This is a genomic window from Kitasatospora sp. NPDC089509, assembly GCF_044749365.1.
Lineage (GTDB): Bacteria > Actinomycetota > Actinomycetes > Streptomycetales > Streptomycetaceae > Kitasatospora.
In genome coordinates this window covers 42,371-57,875 of the sequence record NZ_JBIVHS010000024.1, presented here as the reverse complement: position 1 = coordinate 57,875, position 15,505 = coordinate 42,371, and the positions used below count along the sequence as shown (strand labels likewise).

General features: G+C 70.9%; 15 protein-coding genes and 1 pseudogene. 4 read left to right on the top strand and 12 right to left on the bottom strand.

Going from position 1 to position 15,505, the window contains the following annotated elements; all coding sequences use genetic code 11:
• Nucleotides 1-78: 78 nt before the first annotated feature.
• Both ACIP4P_RS35225 and ACIP4P_RS35220 read left to right on the top strand, forming a co-directional pair.
• On the top strand, nt 79-1,002 hold the full coding sequence (locus ACIP4P_RS35225) for a hypothetical protein (protein WP_400925538.1): 924 nt from the start codon (nt 79-81) through the stop codon (nt 1,000-1,002).
• Nucleotides 999-1,268 carry a hypothetical protein gene (locus ACIP4P_RS35220; RefSeq protein ID WP_400925536.1) on the top strand — a complete coding sequence of 90 codons (270 nt, stop codon included), beginning with the start codon at nt 999-1,001 and terminating at the stop codon, nt 1,266-1,268. The genes ACIP4P_RS35225 and ACIP4P_RS35220 overlap by 4 nt, the downstream gene beginning before the upstream one ends.
• 115 nt (nt 1,269-1,383) lie before the next feature.
• Here the strand turns inward: ACIP4P_RS35220 and ACIP4P_RS35215 are convergent, their stop codons facing one another.
• Together ACIP4P_RS35215 and ACIP4P_RS35210 are read right to left on the bottom strand one after the other, a co-directional pair.
• Nucleotides 1,384-2,088, bottom strand: a complete 705-nt coding sequence (locus ACIP4P_RS35215; protein ID WP_400925534.1) for a hypothetical protein — start codon at nt 2,086-2,088, stop codon at nt 1,384-1,386.
• A gap of 409 nt (nt 2,089-2,497) precedes the next feature.
• The gene (locus tag ACIP4P_RS35210) at nt 2,498-3,724 is read right to left on the bottom strand and encodes an RNA-guided endonuclease InsQ/TnpB family protein (protein ID WP_400925684.1); all 1,227 of its coding nucleotides are present in this window, start codon (nt 3,722-3,724) and stop codon (nt 2,498-2,500) included.
• Between the two features lie 26 nt (nt 3,725-3,750).
• On the opposite strand from ACIP4P_RS35210, the gene tnpA reads away from it, so the two are divergent.
• Nucleotides 3,751-4,167, top strand: a complete 417-nt coding sequence (gene tnpA / locus ACIP4P_RS35205; protein WP_400925532.1) for an IS200/IS605 family transposase — start codon at nt 3,751-3,753, stop codon at nt 4,165-4,167.
• Between the two features lie 201 nt (nt 4,168-4,368).
• Here the strand turns inward: tnpA and ACIP4P_RS35200 are convergent.
• Nucleotides 4,369-4,536, bottom strand: a pseudogene (locus ACIP4P_RS35200) (helix-turn-helix domain-containing protein); the annotation flags it as partial.
• 514 nt (nt 4,537-5,050) lie between these two features.
• Between ACIP4P_RS35200 and ACIP4P_RS35195 the strand changes: the two are divergent.
• Nucleotides 5,051-6,088 (top strand): Ig-like domain-containing protein, encoded by a 1,038-nt coding sequence (locus ACIP4P_RS35195; RefSeq protein ID WP_400925530.1) that lies wholly within the window; start codon nt 5,051-5,053, stop codon nt 6,086-6,088.
• Nucleotides 6,089-6,099: 11 nt separating this feature from the next.
• Here ACIP4P_RS35195 and ACIP4P_RS35190 read toward each other — a convergent pair whose 3' ends face one another.
• From ACIP4P_RS35190 to ACIP4P_RS35150, 9 genes are all read right to left on the bottom strand, one after another.
• Nucleotides 6,100-6,267: a hypothetical protein gene (locus ACIP4P_RS35190; RefSeq protein ID WP_400925528.1), complete on the bottom strand. Its 168-nt coding sequence runs from the start codon at nt 6,265-6,267 to the stop codon at nt 6,100-6,102.
• 535 nt (nt 6,268-6,802) lie between these two features.
• Nucleotides 6,803-7,300 (bottom strand): hypothetical protein, encoded by a 498-nt coding sequence (locus ACIP4P_RS35185; RefSeq protein ID WP_400925526.1) that lies wholly within the window; start codon nt 7,298-7,300, stop codon nt 6,803-6,805.
• 259 nt (nt 7,301-7,559) lie between these two features.
• On the bottom strand, nt 7,560-7,793 hold the full coding sequence (locus ACIP4P_RS35180) for a serine protease inhibitor (RefSeq protein WP_400925524.1): 234 nt from the start codon (nt 7,791-7,793) through the stop codon (nt 7,560-7,562).
• A gap of 141 nt (nt 7,794-7,934) precedes the next feature.
• On the bottom strand, nt 7,935-9,473 hold the full coding sequence (locus ACIP4P_RS35175; RefSeq protein WP_400925522.1) for a phosphatidylinositol-specific phospholipase C domain-containing protein: 1,539 nt from the start codon (nt 9,471-9,473) through the stop codon (nt 7,935-7,937).
• 171 nt (nt 9,474-9,644) lie between these two features.
• Complete coding sequence (gene rbsD, locus ACIP4P_RS35170) at nt 9,645-10,034, bottom strand: D-ribose pyranase (RefSeq protein ID WP_400925520.1); 390 nt, start codon at nt 10,032-10,034, stop codon at nt 9,645-9,647.
• Entirely contained in the window at nt 10,031-10,933 is a 903-nt protein-coding gene (locus ACIP4P_RS35165; RefSeq protein ID WP_400925518.1) for a ribokinase, read from the bottom strand. Before ACIP4P_RS35165 ends, rbsD begins: the two co-directional genes overlap by 4 nt.
• Before the next feature lie 80 nt (nt 10,934-11,013).
• Nucleotides 11,014-12,960, bottom strand: coding sequence for a substrate-binding domain-containing protein (locus ACIP4P_RS35160; protein WP_400925516.1), 1,947 nt, complete (start codon nt 12,958-12,960; stop codon nt 11,014-11,016).
• Nucleotides 12,950-14,470: a sugar ABC transporter ATP-binding protein gene (locus ACIP4P_RS35155; protein WP_400925514.1), complete on the bottom strand. Its 1,521-nt coding sequence runs from the start codon at nt 14,468-14,470 to the stop codon at nt 12,950-12,952. Before ACIP4P_RS35155 ends, ACIP4P_RS35160 begins: the two co-directional genes overlap by 11 nt.
• Nucleotides 14,467-15,483 carry a LacI family DNA-binding transcriptional regulator gene (locus ACIP4P_RS35150; protein WP_400925512.1) on the bottom strand — a complete coding sequence of 339 codons (1,017 nt, stop codon included), beginning with the start codon at nt 15,481-15,483 and terminating at the stop codon, nt 14,467-14,469. Before ACIP4P_RS35150 ends, ACIP4P_RS35155 begins: the two co-directional genes overlap by 4 nt.
• Nucleotides 15,484-15,505: the final 22 nt, after the last annotated feature.

Genomic DNA, 15,505 nt, shown 5'->3' with positions numbered 1-15,505 from the left:
AAGATCACTCCGGCGCGGCGACCGGGAGCTCACCCCCCTGTGCCGAAACCGGTTCAACCCGTATTTGTGGAGGGCTATATGAATTACCGCCAGCGCGTCGCCTGCGGCCTCGTCGCAGCTGCCGTCACAAGCTCGCTCGTGATCGGCCTGGCCCCGGCCGTGATGGCCGATGACGTCAGTTCCCGTGCCGTGCAGGCGGCTTCTGTCATCGAACGGGCCACCGGCACCGATGACCTCGCTGTCACCTCCGACGGCACCGCGGTCATCAACGGCCAGGGCGGTCAAGTGAGCGTCACGGCCCCGGACACCTCAGACGGTTCGGTGAAGGCGACCGCGGCGGACGGCTCGACCGTCGCACTCAGCCTGCCGCGGACCAAGGACGTCACCGGCATCCGGGCCGGGGCCGGAACCGTCGTCTATCCGGACGCAGCCCCCGCCACCGACATAGCCGTGCAGGCCACCACCGACGGCGGCGCCCGTGCCCTGGTCACCCTGAAGACCGACAAGGCCCCCACCGCCCACGACTTCACCGTCGACCTGCCCGAAGGCGCCGAGCTCGTGCCCAACGACCACGGTGGCTACGACATCACCAAGCGCGTCGGCGCGGGCGCGACCGTTGTCATGGGCCAGGTCGACGCCCCCTGGGCCAAGGACGCCACCGGCAAGGAGCTTCCCACCCACTACACCCTCAACAACACCACCCTCACCCAGACCGTCGACACCGACGGCGCCGCCTTCCCCGTCGTCGCCGACCCCAAGTGGACCTGGGGCATCATCAGCGGCACGGTTTATCTCAACCGGGACGAGACCAACAAGCTGATCTTCGGGGCCAGCCTCGCGAGTCTTCTGGGCATGTGGTCCGGACCGCTGGCCATTCCGGGGGTCGTTACGGCCGCTCAGGCCAGCTACATCTACAACAACGGCCAGTGCGTGAAGATCAAGTACGGTGCGAGTGTCGATCTGACCAGGGTCGGGGGCTACTCGGGAGGCTACTGCCGATGATCATTCTGTGGGGAATCGCAGGCTTCGCGATCGGCTCATGCCTCGTCGCGCTCGTCTCCATCGCAGCCAAGCGGGAGAAACCCGCTCGACTGCGTGCCGTATGCGCGGTCGGGGCGCTGGTTCTGACCCTCTGCTACGCCAAGGGCATGCGTCTGGCTACCGCTCACCCCGGGGCGAGCGACTTCCTCGTCTTCAGCATGGCGGTTCTGGCCGGTCTCGCCTTCATGATCACCCGACGCACCTGGGCCAAGCACCGTTCACAATGAGCCTCCCGAACCAGGAACCGACGGCGAACCGGATCGAGATGGCGAGAAGGAGTGCCGGTTCGCCTTCGGCGGCAGGCATGCTCCGATTCACCGCCGACGGGACCCCGCGCGGTCGTCACTCCTGGGAGGGACTCGGCTCCCAGGCATTCCCGCCGTTCGGGAACCTGTACAGCGGCCGGCCCTTGACCGCGCTGGTGCGGAACGGCGCGCCGGCGCCGGGGCCGACGGTCAGCGTGCCCTTGCGGTCGCCGCTGGACCACGCCAGTTCCAGGTACCAGCTGACGTCGTGGGAGGTGGTCGCGGCGCTGACCTCGATGACCTCCGGGTCCCGCTCGCTCACCTTGACCGGCAGGCCGGTACTGCCCGCGCTCACGACCGGGCGGGGGCGGGCCGCGTCCAGGTCGAGGTCGTAGGAGTGGAGGTCGACTCCGCCGCCGCAACCCTCGCCCATGGAGTAGGCGTTCCAGGCCACCGGGGCCGCGCTCCGCACGACGCGGACGTCGAGGGCGGTCAGCACCACGGTCTCGCTGCCGGTGCCCTGCACGGCGAACTCGATCGACTGGGAGCGGCCGGCGACCGCGCCGACCTGGGAGACCCAGGCGGGGACGTCCATCAGCGCGGGCGGCCGGGGTACCTGCGACGGCGGGCGGTCGACCAGGTACTGCTCACACCCGTCCGCCCGGCCGGGCCAGCGGACCGCGACGGCGATCGGGGCACCCGCATCCCGGTCGGCAGCGCCGGCCGACGGTCCGGCGTCCGCCGCCGAGGCGGGGACGGACTCGGGGTCACCGCCCGGATGGGGCCTGACACCTGTGGCCACGGCCCCGATGGCGGCGAGCACCGCGGCAGTCGTGACAGCGGCGAGTACTCCCCGGCGCACGGGTCGCCGCGTCGACACGGCGGAGGTACGCACGGGGGTGACCGTCCCGTCCGTCGCGGCACCTCCCCCGGCCGGCCGCGCTTCCGGTTCGGCTACCGCTCCAACCTCCGGCTCTGGTTCCGGTTCCGGTTCCGGTTCCGTCAGAGGATCCAGTGGCGCAGAGGGCTCCAGGGCCGCCGGGGCGGGGGCGGGCGCCTGCCGGTTCCCCCGCGCCGCATGGGCGGTGACCCACAACCGGTAGAGCTCGGTGTGTTCCTCCGGTGTCGCCCGGCACAGCCGCGCGAAGCGCTCCAGCGGGGCGAACTCCATCGGCATCACATCGCCGTTGCATTGACTTCCGCTCCCCGGCCTAAAGGCCGGGGATTCCTACCACGGTCGGCTGACCGTCTCGGTGGGTTCCTGCTTCTTCGCGCTGTGCCGGGATCGCTCCCGGTCTTACCCGCGCTCCACAGGCTGATACCGCCAGTCCGGCGGCCTTGGCGACGTTGACCGCCGCATTGATGTCCCGGTCAAGGACGGCCCCACACGCCGCGCACGTCCACTCGCGGACATTGAGGGGCTTGGGGCCGTCCTTGACGCCGCAGGCCGAGCACACCTGAGACGTCGGCTCGAAACGGCCGATCTTGACCAGGATGCGCCCGTACCGGGCGGCCTTGTACTCCAGCATCGTGACGAACGCCGACCATCCGGCGTCGTGCACGGACTTGGCCATGCGTGTGCGGGCGAGTCCCTTGACCGCCAGGTCCTCAACGGCAACCGCTTGGTTCTCGCGGATGATCTCGGTTGAGAGCCGGTGGTGGAACTCGCGCCGCGCATCGGTCACCCGCGCATGAGCGCGGGCGACTTTGATACGGGCCTTGTCGCGGTTGCTGCTGCCCTTGTCCTTGCGGGAGAGGGCTTGCTGTGCCTTCTTGAGACGCTTCTCGGCCCGGCGCAGGAAGCGCGGACTGTCGATCTTCCGGCCGTCGGACAGGATCGCGAAGTGCGTCAGCCCGAGGTCGATCCCCACCTGGGAGTCCGTTTCGGGCATGCGCCCGAGGTCGTCGGCGGGGTCGGTGTCTATGACGAAGCTGGCGAAGTACCGGCCCGCGCTGTCCTTGACCACGGTCACGGTGGACGGCACGGACGGCAGGGCTCGGGACCACTTCACCCGCACGTCGCCGATCTTCGGCAACGACAGGTCACCGCCCGGCGTGATCTTCCATCGGGCGTTGGCGGTGAACCGGATCGCCTGTCGGGTGTCGCGGCGGGACTTGAACCGGGGTGCTCCCGTCTTCGGGCGCTTGCCCTTGAGGCCGTCGAAGAAGTTCCGGTACGCGGTGTCCAGGTCCCGCAGGGACTGTTGCAGCACCACGGCCGAGACTTCCCCGAGCCACGTGCGCTCGGGAGTGGCCTTGGAGGCGGTGAGCTGCCTGCCCAGCTCGGCGGAGGTGATGAACGGCAGCCCAGTGGCGCGGGCGGTCTCACGGACGCGAAGCGCGTCGTTGTATACCACCCGAGCACACCCGAACGCCCTTGCCAGCGCAGAACGCTGAGGGCGGTTCGGGTACACGCGGAAGCTGTACCTGAGCTGCATGGTGATCACCGTAACAATATTGGTTTATGGCTGAGTATCAGAACATTCGCACTGGTCGGTACTGCGCTTTCGTCTTGCATGCGCACTTGGTTTTCGTGACGAAGTACCGTCACACAGTGTTCGCCGACCGGCACCTGACCAGGCTGGAAGAGATCATGCGGAGCATCTGCCAGGACTTCGAAGTGGAGCTGGTCGAGTTCAACGGCGAGAACAACCACGTCCACCTGCTGGTGGACTTCCCGCCGAAGGTCGCCCTGTCCAAGCTGGTCAACAGCCTCAAGGGCGTCAGCTCCCGTCGGATGCGCCAGGAGTACCCCGAGCTGGTCAAGCACTACTGGCGGGCACAGCGCCTGTGGTCCGGTTCGTACTTCGCCGGATCAGTCGGCGGCGCGCCGCTGTCGATAGTCCGGCAGTACATCGAGCAGCAGAACCGCCCGGCATAACCGCCGGCGGTGAGCACCGTCAACAGCGCGGGAGGGTGCCCACTGCACAGGCCAGCGACCCAGGGCGGCTTCGCCGCCCGCCGTGGGACGGCAATCGAAGGCGTCAGGGCCCTGATGACCTTGGAACCGATCTAATTGTGCGTCAGGGCTCAGAATCGCTTCACCACCGGGCTGAAGCCCGGTGCACTGCGATTAGTCCCGGTAGCGGTGCAGGGCCGACGTGCTCACGTGCAGCCGCTTCGCCAGCGCACCGTAGGTGAGCCCCGACCGGGTCTTCAGCTCCTGGAGCAGCCGCGCGACCTCGTCCGCCCCCCTCGACTCCCCGATCACCTCTGACACTGATCCTCCCCCCGCTCGTACCCCCGTCATCGCACCCCCGGGCTCCGGCCGTCACCGGCAGCCGGGTCACCGGGACGCGGGCCGACGTGACCTCCGGCAGACAAGCACGCGGCAGGCCGTCCCACGGTTCCCCTCAAGGGGACCGGCTGGACCGGCCGCGCCCTCCCAGCGCTCTGTTGGCGCGTCCCAGGAAGGTTACGTCTTCCCAGCTCAAACAGGGTAGAGGTGTCCCAGCATCCCTGATCGCCGGCCCACCGTTGCGGCCGGGACGAACCGGCGCACAAGCTGACGGCGAAAACCGAGAGGGAGCAACTGTGAGCACTGTTCGGACGGCCCCGGCCGCGATACGCACCAACGACCGTTTCCACCGCGGTGCGGTGGCACTGGCGATGGGCGGGGTCCTGCTGATGTCCGCGGCTTGCGGCGACGGCCAGGACAAGGCCGCTGATGCCGGCACCGCCACCACCTCCGCCACCGGCGCACCCGGTGCGCCCGGTGCGCCCGGCGGGGCGGCCGCCGCAGCGACGCCGGGGACGTCGGCCGCGTGCTGGACGTGCAGCCGAAGGACGGGGCCCAGGCAGTCGCACCGACCGCGCTCCAGGTGTCCGTCTCCCACGGCAAGCTCACCGCCGTCGACGTGACCGACAAGGACGGCAAGCCCGTCCAGGGCTCGATCACCCCGGACGGCACCGGCTGGAAGCCCGCCGCCGCGCTCGCCCCCGGCACGGCGTACACGGTGAACGCCCGGGCGAAGGACGCCGACGGTCTGGTCTCCGCGGTCACCAGCGCCTTCACCACCGCCGCGCCCGGCAAGCGGGTGTCCACCAACGACAACATCGCCGACGGCCAGACCTACGGCGTGGGCATGATCGTCAAGGTGGACTTCAGCAGCAAGATCGTGAACAAGGACGCCGTCGCCAGGGCCATCACCTTCGAGACGGACAACGGCACCGAGGTCAAGGGCCACTGGTTCGGCGACGACCGGATCGACTTCCGCCCGTCGGAGTACTGGAAGCCGGACACCAAGGTCACCATCCACTACCGGCTGAAGAACGTCGAAGTCGCCCCCGGCGTCTGGGGCGACGTCGACAAGGACGAACCGTTCACCATCGGCCGCTCCCAGGTCACCACCGCGGACGCCGCCACGCACCAGATCACGATCGTGCGGGACGGCAGGTCCACCACCGTGCCGGCCACCCTGGGCGACGACCAACACCCCTCCTGGGGCGGAACCATGGTCATCATGTCCAAGGAGAACGTCACCCACATGAACTCCCAGACCGTCGGCCTGGGCAACGAGTACAACATCCCCGACGTCCCCCACGCGATGCGGCTGACGAGGAGCGGCACCTACCTCCACGGCAACTACTGGTACAAGGGAGACCCGTTCGGCAAGGCCAACACCAGCCACGGCTGCGTCGCGCTCAAGGACGTGGAGGGCGGGCGCGACACCTCCCCCGCAGGGTCGTTCTTCAACAGCTCGCTGATCGGCGACGTCGTCACGATCGTGAACACCAAGGAGAGGACCGTCGCCCCCGACAACGGCCTCGGCGGCTGGAACCTTCCCTGGGCCAAGTGGTAACCCGGGCCTCCTCAATGGTGGCGGCCGCCGAGGCAACGGGCCGCAGGATCAACGGCAGCGGTCGGCGGGCGGGTGAGGAAGAGCCCGCCGCCGCCGACGGCCCGCTTCAGCGTGTTCATCAGACCGCCCCGGCCGCCGCCGGCGTTGGTGCTCTGCGACATCTGGATGGTCGGAGACATCCAGGACAGCTCTCCATGGGGGGGTGATGACCGCTTCCCCCTGGTCGAGCCGGATCTCCAGCACCGGCATCGTGCTTCCGTTGACCACGGCCTGCATCGTCGTTCCTCCCCTGAACCTGCCGCACCTCGGCCCCGCAAGCGTTCCGATGTCCCTCCCTCCGGCGGTCGCAGCGACCCAAGCGACCGAGTTCCGGGAGTCTCGTGAGACTTCCGCCGGGGCCGGTGGATCAGGTGGGGTCCGCGTCGCCGTGCTGGGAGGCGGCTTCGTCTCGCAGGCGCTGCGGGGCGGCTGGGTGAGGACGCGCCGGGCGGGCCTCCTGCCTGGGGGCGAGGGCGCCTGGGCGAGTCCGTCGAGCGTGGTGACGGGCCCTCCGTCCTCCCGGGGAGGACAGGTCTGCCGGAGCGGAGCGGGCGGGCTCGGCCGCCGGCCGCGACGTGTCGCCGTCGGGTCGCCGTCGAGGCGAGGCGAGGCGAACGGCCGGCGGCGCCTCTCCCCGTACCGGGGAGGGGCGCCTGGGGATGACGGGCCGGTGGATCAGGTGCCGCTCCACCACAGCCTGTCGGAGTTGCAGTTGATCATGCCGGGCAGCGGCGCGTAGACCACGAGGTTGCCGTCGGTCTGGAAGCACAGGTAGAGGTAGTGCCCCGTGTTGCCGCCGGTCCGCGAGTTCCAGAGCCACTGACTACCCTGGTAGACGACGAAGTTGCCGTCGTCCTGCATGATGGCGTAGGCGCCCGGGAAGCCCTCGGTCTGACTGTCCCACAGTGCCTGACCGGTGTTGTTGTAGATGACGAGGTTGCCGTCGTACTGCATGACCAGTTGGTACGCGGCGACGCAGACCCGCTCGCCGGACGGGATCTTCGTGCCGCCCCGGAAGATCTGGTTGGTCGGCGAGCCGGCGGCGCACGGCCTCCAGGCGTCGGCCGGGCGTGTGGCGGAGGCCGGGGCGGCGCTGGCCGCGGTCGGGGCGAGGAGGCCGGCGACGGCGGCAACCGTCGCGAGCGTTGTGGTGAGGGCCTTGCGGAGACGCATCGTGTGCCTTTCCTGTCGGTGGGACGGGTCGACGTTCGGGCAGTGCTCGGCGCGAGGAGATGGACCCGCCACTGATGTCAGGTGCAGGCCACCCGGAAGCGTAGTGCCAAGCCGTGCAGTCGGTGTAGCAGTCGGTGTAGACGAAGGTGAAGGCCGACCGGAAGTCGTCTCCTCGGAGCGACATGACGTCACACGGCCCGCCGGTAGGGCGGCCGGCCGGCTCGGCGGGCGGTCCCGCGGTGGCGCGCTGCTTCCTCGGTCAGCCGACCCGGGGGATCCGGATGACCAGCCGCGTGTCCGGGTCGTGCCACAGCCACACCCGGTCCACGCGGACGTCGCAGGTGACGTCGTGACCCAGTGGCACGGGGCCCACATGCAGGTCCGGAGCCTCGGCCTCGATCACGGCCTTCGCCTCGTCGACGTCGATGCCCACGAGGTGGGGCCAAGAGCGCTGAAGAGCGAGTTCGAACTCATCGTCCGTCATGACCGTCATCTCCCCCGTTCCCGGCCGGCTGACACTGCCCGCCCGCCGACGGCGCCCGCCGGCTCGGTCATGGCAACGGCGGGACGTGACAGGAGGGTTGGGCCCGGCCCGACGCGGTGTGGCGTCGGGCCGGGTGGCGGGATGGTCGGGTCAGGCCGGGCAGTTGCCCAGGACGACCTTGCCGCCCGACTGCGAGGCGGTCGCCGGGTCCACCATCAGGCACAGGTTCGTCCACTTGTTGATGAACTTGTAGGCCGCCTGGTCGGCGAGGTTGGTGGGCATGATGTTCCACATCTGGTTGTCGGAGATCCAGCGGGTCTCGCACGGCCACCAGAACAGCTGGGTCCCGGCCGACGGGGGCGTCCCGTTGTTGTACGGGGCGGTCAGGCACTGGCCGTTGGCGGCCTTGATGTAGAAGTAGCCCTTGCTGTCGAAGGTGGACGGCTTGGCGGCCTGCCACTGGTGGCTGCTGGGCGGGTTGCTCTGGCAGGCCCGCTGCTGGACCAGGCCGCCCTGCCCGGAGTCGTCGAACTCGGGCCCGCGGGTCATGCACCGGCCGTACTTGCTGTCCACGTACGTCTTGTCGGCCTTGACCAACCAGATCGCCGGGCTGGTGTTCCTGCCCGCGTAGTAGCCGTTGCGGGCGATGATGTCGTGCACCAGCGCCCAGCCGGGGTAGTCCATCATGACGATGCCCAGCCGGCGGTTGGCGGTGTCGTTGTTGAGGTAGTTCATCAGCCGCACGTTGACGCCGTCGACCCAGACCAGGTCCTTGCCCCGCAGGACGCCGTAGCCGCCCGCGTACTCGGAGGGGACGAGGTTGAGCGGCGCCCGGGACGCGGAGGTGTAGGTCACGAAGGTCTGGTCGGCGGGGGCCGTGCCGGCCGCGGCGATGTTCTTGTTGACCAGGCTCCACTTGGCCGGGGCGTCGGTGGCCGCCCAGGTGTCCTCGGTGTGGTCCTCGAAGCCGTTGAGGCCGTAGGAGTCGCCGTTGTCGGCGTTGAAGACGGACAGCACGATCTTGCCGCGGGCCTGGCCCAGCGTCGGCGGGTCGCTGCGCTTGCCGTTGTTGTAGAACAGGCCCGCGTACTGCTTCGCGTAGGCGTCGAAGAGGGCCGTGTGGCTCGCCGTCGGGTGGTCGTCCGTGCAGCCGAAGGTGGAGCCGTCGCACTCGGCCCGCAGCCGCATCAGGAGGGTCTCGCCCCGGTGGGCCGAGAGGAAGGCCTTCGCCTTGGTCAGGACGTCGTCGAAGTTGGCGTTCTGGTAGAAGGCGCCGTGGTGGATCACGAACTTGTCGTTGATGATGCGCACCCGGATGTCGACCGCGCGGATCCCGCGGTCCAGCTGCGCGCTCAGGGTCGCCGCGCTGTCGCCGAAGTCCTGCTGGGTCTCGACGCTGGATCCCCCGTGCACGGCCAGCGTCTCGTGGGTGCCGGGGATGGACATCGCCGTCAGCGGCGTGGTCGCTCCCAGCTTGCCCATCCAGTCCTGCTGGTCGGCCGAACCGAGGTTCTGGAAGGCGTCGCGGTTGTCCGTCCCCTCGGCCAGGGCGGCGTGCGGTACGGCCAGCGGGGCGACGGCCAGGGCGAGGAGGGCGACGGTGGTCACCGTCGCCCTCCGGGTCAGGCGCCGCAGACGCCGCAGGGCGGCACCGGCCGGGCGGGCGAGCATGGCTGAGGTGTGGGGCATGGCCACCTTTCGGGGAGGGGAAGGCCGCGGGCGCGGCCGGGCTCGGTGTTGTGAGCCCCCGATGCTGGAACGGGCGCGGCGCGGTCGTGGGTTCGACCCGGTGGTCCGACGGCCGGACCGCTGACCTCGACAAACCGTCCGATCACGTCCAGCGGTGGCGCCCGGGCGGCTCTAGAAGAACACCCCGCACCGCAGCAGCACGTTCGCGTACGGCCGGGCCTCCCCGGTCCGCACCACCAGGCGCGCCCCCGCGCTCAGCCCCTTCAGCGATTCGTGCGGCACGTACGACAGCTCGGTGAAGGAGCCGTTCAGCAACGCGTCCGCGGCGGGGTTCGCCGCCCGCACCTCCTGCGCCGCGATCGCCGCCTCGATCACCAACTCGTCGAGGAGCCCGGCCAGGACGTCCTCGAACGACGGGATCCCCGCCCGGAAGGCGAGGTCGACCACCCGGGGCCCGTCCGGGATCGGCATCCCCGCGTCGCACACGAGCACCCGGTCGCCGTGCCCCAACTCGGCGATGGCTGCGGCGAGATGGCGATTCAGAATCCCGCCCTTCTTCACAGCGCCGCGACCTCCTCGGCGGTGGGGAACGACTCCTGGGCCCCCCGCCGCGTCACGGCGAGGGCGCCCACCCGGGCGGCGTACGCGGCGGCCTCCGCCGGGGCGGCGCCCGCACCCAGCCGCCAGGCCAGTGCGGCGGTGAAGGAGTCACCGGCGCCGGTCGTGTCGACGGCGTCGACCTGCACCGACGCGACCCGCACGACCTCCTCGGCGGTCGCGACCAGCGCACCCTCCGGACCGAGCGTCACCACGACCGACTTGGGCCCGCTCGCGAGCAACTCCCGCGCCCATCCGGCGGGATCGTCGCCGACCGCCCCGCCGCCCAGGATCACCCGGGCCTCGTGCTCGTTGACGATCAGCGGGTCGCAGGCCGCCAGCACCTCGGCCGGCAGCGGCTGCGGCGGAGAGGGGTTCAACACGAACCTCGTGCCGGACGGCAGTTGCCGCACGACCTCGACGACCGACTCCAACGGGATCTCCAACTGCGCGGAGACCACCCGGGAGGCGCGCAGCAGGGGCCCGGCGGCCCGGACGTCCTCCGGCGTGAGCCGCCCGTTCGCGCCGGGTGACACCACGATGCTGTTGTCCCCGGACGGGTCGACGGTGATCAGCGCGACGCCGGTCGGGGCCCCGCCCACCAGGACGCCCTCCGTGTCGACCCCCGCGCCGCGCTGCGACTCCAGCAGCAGCCGCCCGTTCGCGTCGTCCCCGACCCGGGCGAGCAGCGCGGTGCGCGCCCCGAGGCGCGCTGCGGCGACGGCCTGGTTGGCCCCCTTGCCGCCGGGATGGACGGCGAGGTCCGACCCGAGCACCGTCTCTCCGGCTCCGGGCCTGCGCTCGACGCCGATCACGAGATCGACGTTGGCCGACCCGACGACCAGCACGTCGTAGTCGTACATGAAACTCCCCAATCAGGCGATCCGAACAAGGCGGCCGGAGCCCCGCTTCCGCGGGCACCCCGGCCACCCCTTTCCCTGTCTCAGCCGCTGAACCCGGCCACGTTCTCCTGCGTGACCACCTTCACCGGCACCTTGACGGTCTCCTCGACCGTCTCCCCCTTGATCGCCTTGACCGCGTTGTCCACGGCGATCCTCCCCAGCTGCGACGGCTGCTGGGCCACGGACGCGTACAGCGTCCCCTGCTCGACCGCCTTCAGCCCGTCGGGAGTCCCGTCGAAGCCGATGACCTGCACGGATGCCCCGGCCTTGGATCCGAGCGCCTTCACCGCGCCGAGCGCCATCTCGTCGTTGGCGGCGATGACGCCCTGGACGTCCGGGTGCGCCTGGAGCAGGTTCGACATGACGTCGAGGCCCTTGGTCCGGTCGAAGTCGGCCGGCTGCTGTGCGACGACCTCGATCCCCGGGTACGCCTGGAGCCCCTTGGCGAAGCCCTCGGCCCGCTCGCGCGCGGCGGAGGTGCCGGCCAGGCCCTGGAGGATCGCGATCTTCCCGCTGCCGCCGAGCTTCTCGGCGAGGGCCTTCGCCGCCTGCTCGCCGCCGGCGACGTTGTCGGAGGCGATCAGTGCGGCCACATCGGCCTTGTTGACGCCGCGGTCGACGGCGATGACCGGGATCTTCGCCTTGTTCGCGGCCGCCACGGAGTTGCCCGCCGCGTCGGAGTCCACCGGATTGACGACGATCGCGCCGAGCTTCGAACTGGTGAAGTTCTGCAGCTGGTTAGCCTGCTGCGAGGCGTCGTTCTGCGCGTCGGTGACCGTCAGGTCCACCCCCAGCTTCTTCGCCTCGTCCTGTGCACCGGAGCGGATCTGCACGAAGAACGGGTTGTTGAGCGTGGAGAGCGAGAGGCCGATCTTCCGGGTGGCGGACTTCGGATCGCCGTGCAGGAACGAGGTCGCCCCCACGATCGCCACCGCCACGACGGCCGCGAGCCCGTACGTGGCGAACTGCCTGCCCCTGCCGCCGCCGGGCGCCCCGGTCCCGGTGGGAGCGGCCCCGGCCTTGCGCCGCACCGTGTCGAGCAGCACCGCCAGGGCGATGACCACGCCGATGACGACCTGCTGCCAGAACGCGGAGACGTTCAGCAGGTTCAGCCCGTTGCGCAGCACCGCGAGGATGAGCGCGCCGATCAGCGTCCCCGACGCCTTGCCCGTACCCCCGGCGAGGGAGGCGCCGCCGATGACGACGGAGGCGATGGCGTCCAGCTCGTACCCGGTGGCGGCCTGCGGCTGGGCGGAGGAGAGCCGGGAGGCCAGGACGACGCCGGCGACCGCGGCGAACACGCCGGACAGCGCGTAGATCGCGAGCTTCTGCCGCGGCACCCGCAGGCCCGAGAGCCGGGCCGCCTCCTCGTTGCCGCCGATGGCGTACATCGAGCGGCCGAGGTACGTGCGGCCGAGGACGAACGCGGTGACGAGCCCCATGGCCACCATCACGAGCACCGGCACCGGCAGCCATCCGCCGAGCGTGTCACCCAGGTGGGAGACCGAGGCCGGAAACGCGATCGGCGACCCGTCCGAGATCACCAGGGCGAGACCGCGCCCCACCGACAGCATGGCGAGCGTCGCGATGAACGGCGGCAGCTTGCCGTAGGAGATCAGGAAGCCGTTCACCAGGCCGGCGGCCACCCCCGTCGCCAGCGCCAGCAGCACCGCGACGGCCACCGGCACGCCGTGCGAGGTGGCGCTCCAGGCCAGCACGGTCGCCGACAGCGCGGCCACCGAACCGACCGACAGGTCGATGCCCGCCGAGACGATCACGAAGGTGACGCCGAAGGCGAGGACGGCGGTCACCGCCGCCTGGACGCCGACGTTGAGCAGGTTGTCGGTGGTGAGGAAGTCGCCCGACAGCGCCGACATGGCGATGACGAGGGCGATCAGCGCGGTCAGCGCGCCGTTGTCGAGCAGCAGACGGCGCAGGGCCGCGGCGCCACCGGCGCCCGTACCGCCCTTGAGCGTTTCAGCGGCCACGGGGGGCCTCCCGTTCGGTAGTGGGGTTGCTCACGGCCAGCGACATGACCGCGTCCTGCGTGGCCTCGGCGGCGGACAGCTCGCCCGCGATCCGGCCCTGGGCCATCACCAGCACCCGGTCGCTCATCCCGAGCACCTCGGGCAGGTCGCTGGAGACCATGAGGACGGCGGCCCCGGCCGCCGTCAGCTCGTTGACGAGCTGGTAGATCTCGACCTTGGCGCCGACGTCGACGCCGCGGGTGGGCTCGTCGAGGATCAGCACCCTGGTGTCGGCCAGCAGCCACTTGCCGATGACGACCTTCTGCTGGTTGCCGCCGGACAGCGTGCGGACCGGCTGGTCGAGCCCGGCCATCCGCACACCGAGCTGCCCGGCGATCCGCGCGGCCGCGTCGTGCTGGCCCTTGAGGTCGACGACCCCGGCCCTGGTGGCGGACTTGAGGGTGACGAGTCCGAGGTTCTCCCCGACCGACTGGTCGAGCACGAGCCCCTGCCCCTTGCGGTCCTCGGGCACCAGCCCGATCCCCGCGGTCATGGCGGCGCCGATGTCGTGCCGCCTGAGGGGAGCCCCGCTGACGCGGACCGTGCCGCGGTCGTACGGGTCGGCCCCGAAGACGGCCCGGACCACCTCGGTCCGGCCCGCCCCGACCAGCCCCGCGAGGCCGACGACCTCGCCGGCCCGCACCTCGAAGCTGACGTCGTGGAAGACGCCGTCCCGGGACAGCCCCTCCACGGACAGCAACGCGGCGCCCGGGACGGCCCGCTCGCGCGGGTACTGCTGCTCGATGGACCGGCCCACCATCAGCCGGACGAGTTCCTCCTCCGGCGTGGAGGCGGGCACCCGGCCGACCGACCTGCCGTCCCGGATGACCGTGACCCGGTCCCCGAGGGCGGCGATCTCCTCCAGGTGGTGCGTGATGAAGACGATCCCGACGCCGTCCTCGCGCAGCCTGCGCACGATCACGAACAGCTTCTCGACCTCGTCGGAGGTCAGCACGGCCGTCGGCTCGTCCATGATCAGAACCCGCGCGTCCAGGCTCAGCGCCTTCGCGATCTCGACCATCTGCAGGCGCGCGATGCCGAGTTCACGCACCGGCGCGCGGGGCGCGACGTCGACCCCGACCCGCTCCAGCAGCTCCGCGGCGGCCGCCTCCATGCTCTTCCGGTCGATCATCCCGAACCGGCGCGGCTGGCGCCCCAGGAAGATGTTCTCGGCGACCGTCAGATCGGGGACGAGGTTGAACTCCTGGTAGATGGTGGCGATCCCGAGCCGCTCGGAGTCCTGCGCACCCTGGATGCGGACCTCCTCACCGCCGACCAGGATGCGGCCCTCGTCGGGTGTGTGGGCGCCGGAGAGCGTCTTGATCAGGGTGCTCTTTCCCGCGCCGTTCTCTCCGAGCAGCACATGGACCTCGCCCCGCCGCAGGTCGAAGTCGACGCCGTCCAGCGCGACCACCCCGGGGAAGGACTTGCGGATGCCCTCGATGCGCAGCAACTCGTCCGTGTCGCTCACGACCGGCTCCTGTTCGTGGCGGGGTCCTCGCCGCACGAGCGGCGAACGACGAGACGGGCGGGCAGCGTCACCGACCGCGGTGCCCGCCCCTCGATGCGGTCCACCAGGGCGCGCACGGCGGCCCGGCCCAGCTCACCCGTGGGCTGGGCGATCGCGGTGATCGGCGGGTCCGTGTGCACGAACCAGCGGATGTCGTCGAACGCGGCGAGCGCGATGTCGTCCGGCACCCGCAGGCCCCGGGCGCGCACGGCGTCCAGGGCGCCGAGCGCCATCAGGTTGTCCGCCGCGAACACGACCTGCGGGGGCTCGGCGAGGTCCAGGAACCGCTCGGTCACCCGCCGGCCGCTGTCGGCCTGGAAGTCGCCCTGGCCGATGTACCGGTCGGGCAGGTCGAGGCCGTACTCCTCCAGCGCCTCGCGGAACGCCGCCACCCGCTCCTGCCCGGTCGTGGTGGCCGCCGGCCCGGCGATGATCGCCAGCCGCCGGTGCCCCAGCCGGTGCAGGTGCGCGACGAGGTCCCGTACGGCGCCCCGCCCGTCCGCGCGGACCACCGGCACGTCGACGCCGGGGATCCACCGGTCCACGAACACCATCGGCGTCCCGGAGCGGGCGGCGTCCAGCATCAGCGGCGAGCCGCCGTCGGTGGGCGAGACCAGCAGTCCGTCGATCCGGCGGTCCAGCAGCGTCCGTACGTGGTGGTCCTGCAGGTCCGGCCGCTCGTCGGCGTTCCCGATGATCACGCTGTACCCCAGCGCCCGCGCCTCCTCCTCGACGGAGCGCGCGAGCTCGGTGAAGTACGGATTCAGCACGTCGCTGATCACCAGCCCCAGGGTGCGGGTCTGATCGGTGCGCAGCGACCGCGCCACGGCGTTGGGCCGGTACCCGAGCGACGCGACGGCGGCCAGCACCCGCGCCCGGGCGTCCTCGCTCACCGAAGGGTGCTCGTTCAGGACACGCGAGACCGTCGCGACGGACACGCCTGCCTCGGCGGCAACGTCCTTGATGCTCGCCACAGCCGCCCCACCTCCTTGTGGA

Bases quoted from the DNA above. Each gene is read 5' to 3' on its own strand.
- ACIP4P_RS35180 (WP_400925524.1), bottom strand. From the start codon at position 7,793: ATGACGGTCATGACGGACGATGAGTTCGAACTCGCTCTTCAGCGCTCT.
- tnpA (WP_400925532.1), top strand. From the start codon at position 3,751: ATGGCTGAGTATCAGAACATTCGCACTGGTCGGTACTGCGCTTTCGTC.
- ACIP4P_RS35175 (WP_400925522.1), bottom strand. From the start codon at position 9,473: ATGCCCCACACCTCAGCCATGCTCGCCCGCCCGGCCGGTGCCGCCCTG.
- ACIP4P_RS35185 (WP_400925526.1), bottom strand. From the start codon at position 7,300: ATGCGTCTCCGCAAGGCCCTCACCACAACGCTCGCGACGGTTGCCGCC.
- ACIP4P_RS35225 (WP_400925538.1), top strand. From the start codon at position 79: ATGAATTACCGCCAGCGCGTCGCCTGCGGCCTCGTCGCAGCTGCCGTC.
- ACIP4P_RS35210 (WP_400925684.1), bottom strand. From the start codon at position 3,724: ATGCAGCTCAGGTACAGCTTCCGCGTGTACCCGAACCGCCCTCAGCGT.
- ACIP4P_RS35165 (WP_400925518.1), bottom strand. From the start codon at position 10,933: ATGTACGACTACGACGTGCTGGTCGTCGGGTCGGCCAACGTCGATCTC.
- ACIP4P_RS35190 (WP_400925528.1), bottom strand. From the start codon at position 6,267: ATGTCTCCGACCATCCAGATGTCGCAGAGCACCAACGCCGGCGGCGGC.
- ACIP4P_RS35220 (WP_400925536.1), top strand. From the start codon at position 999: ATGATCATTCTGTGGGGAATCGCAGGCTTCGCGATCGGCTCATGCCTC.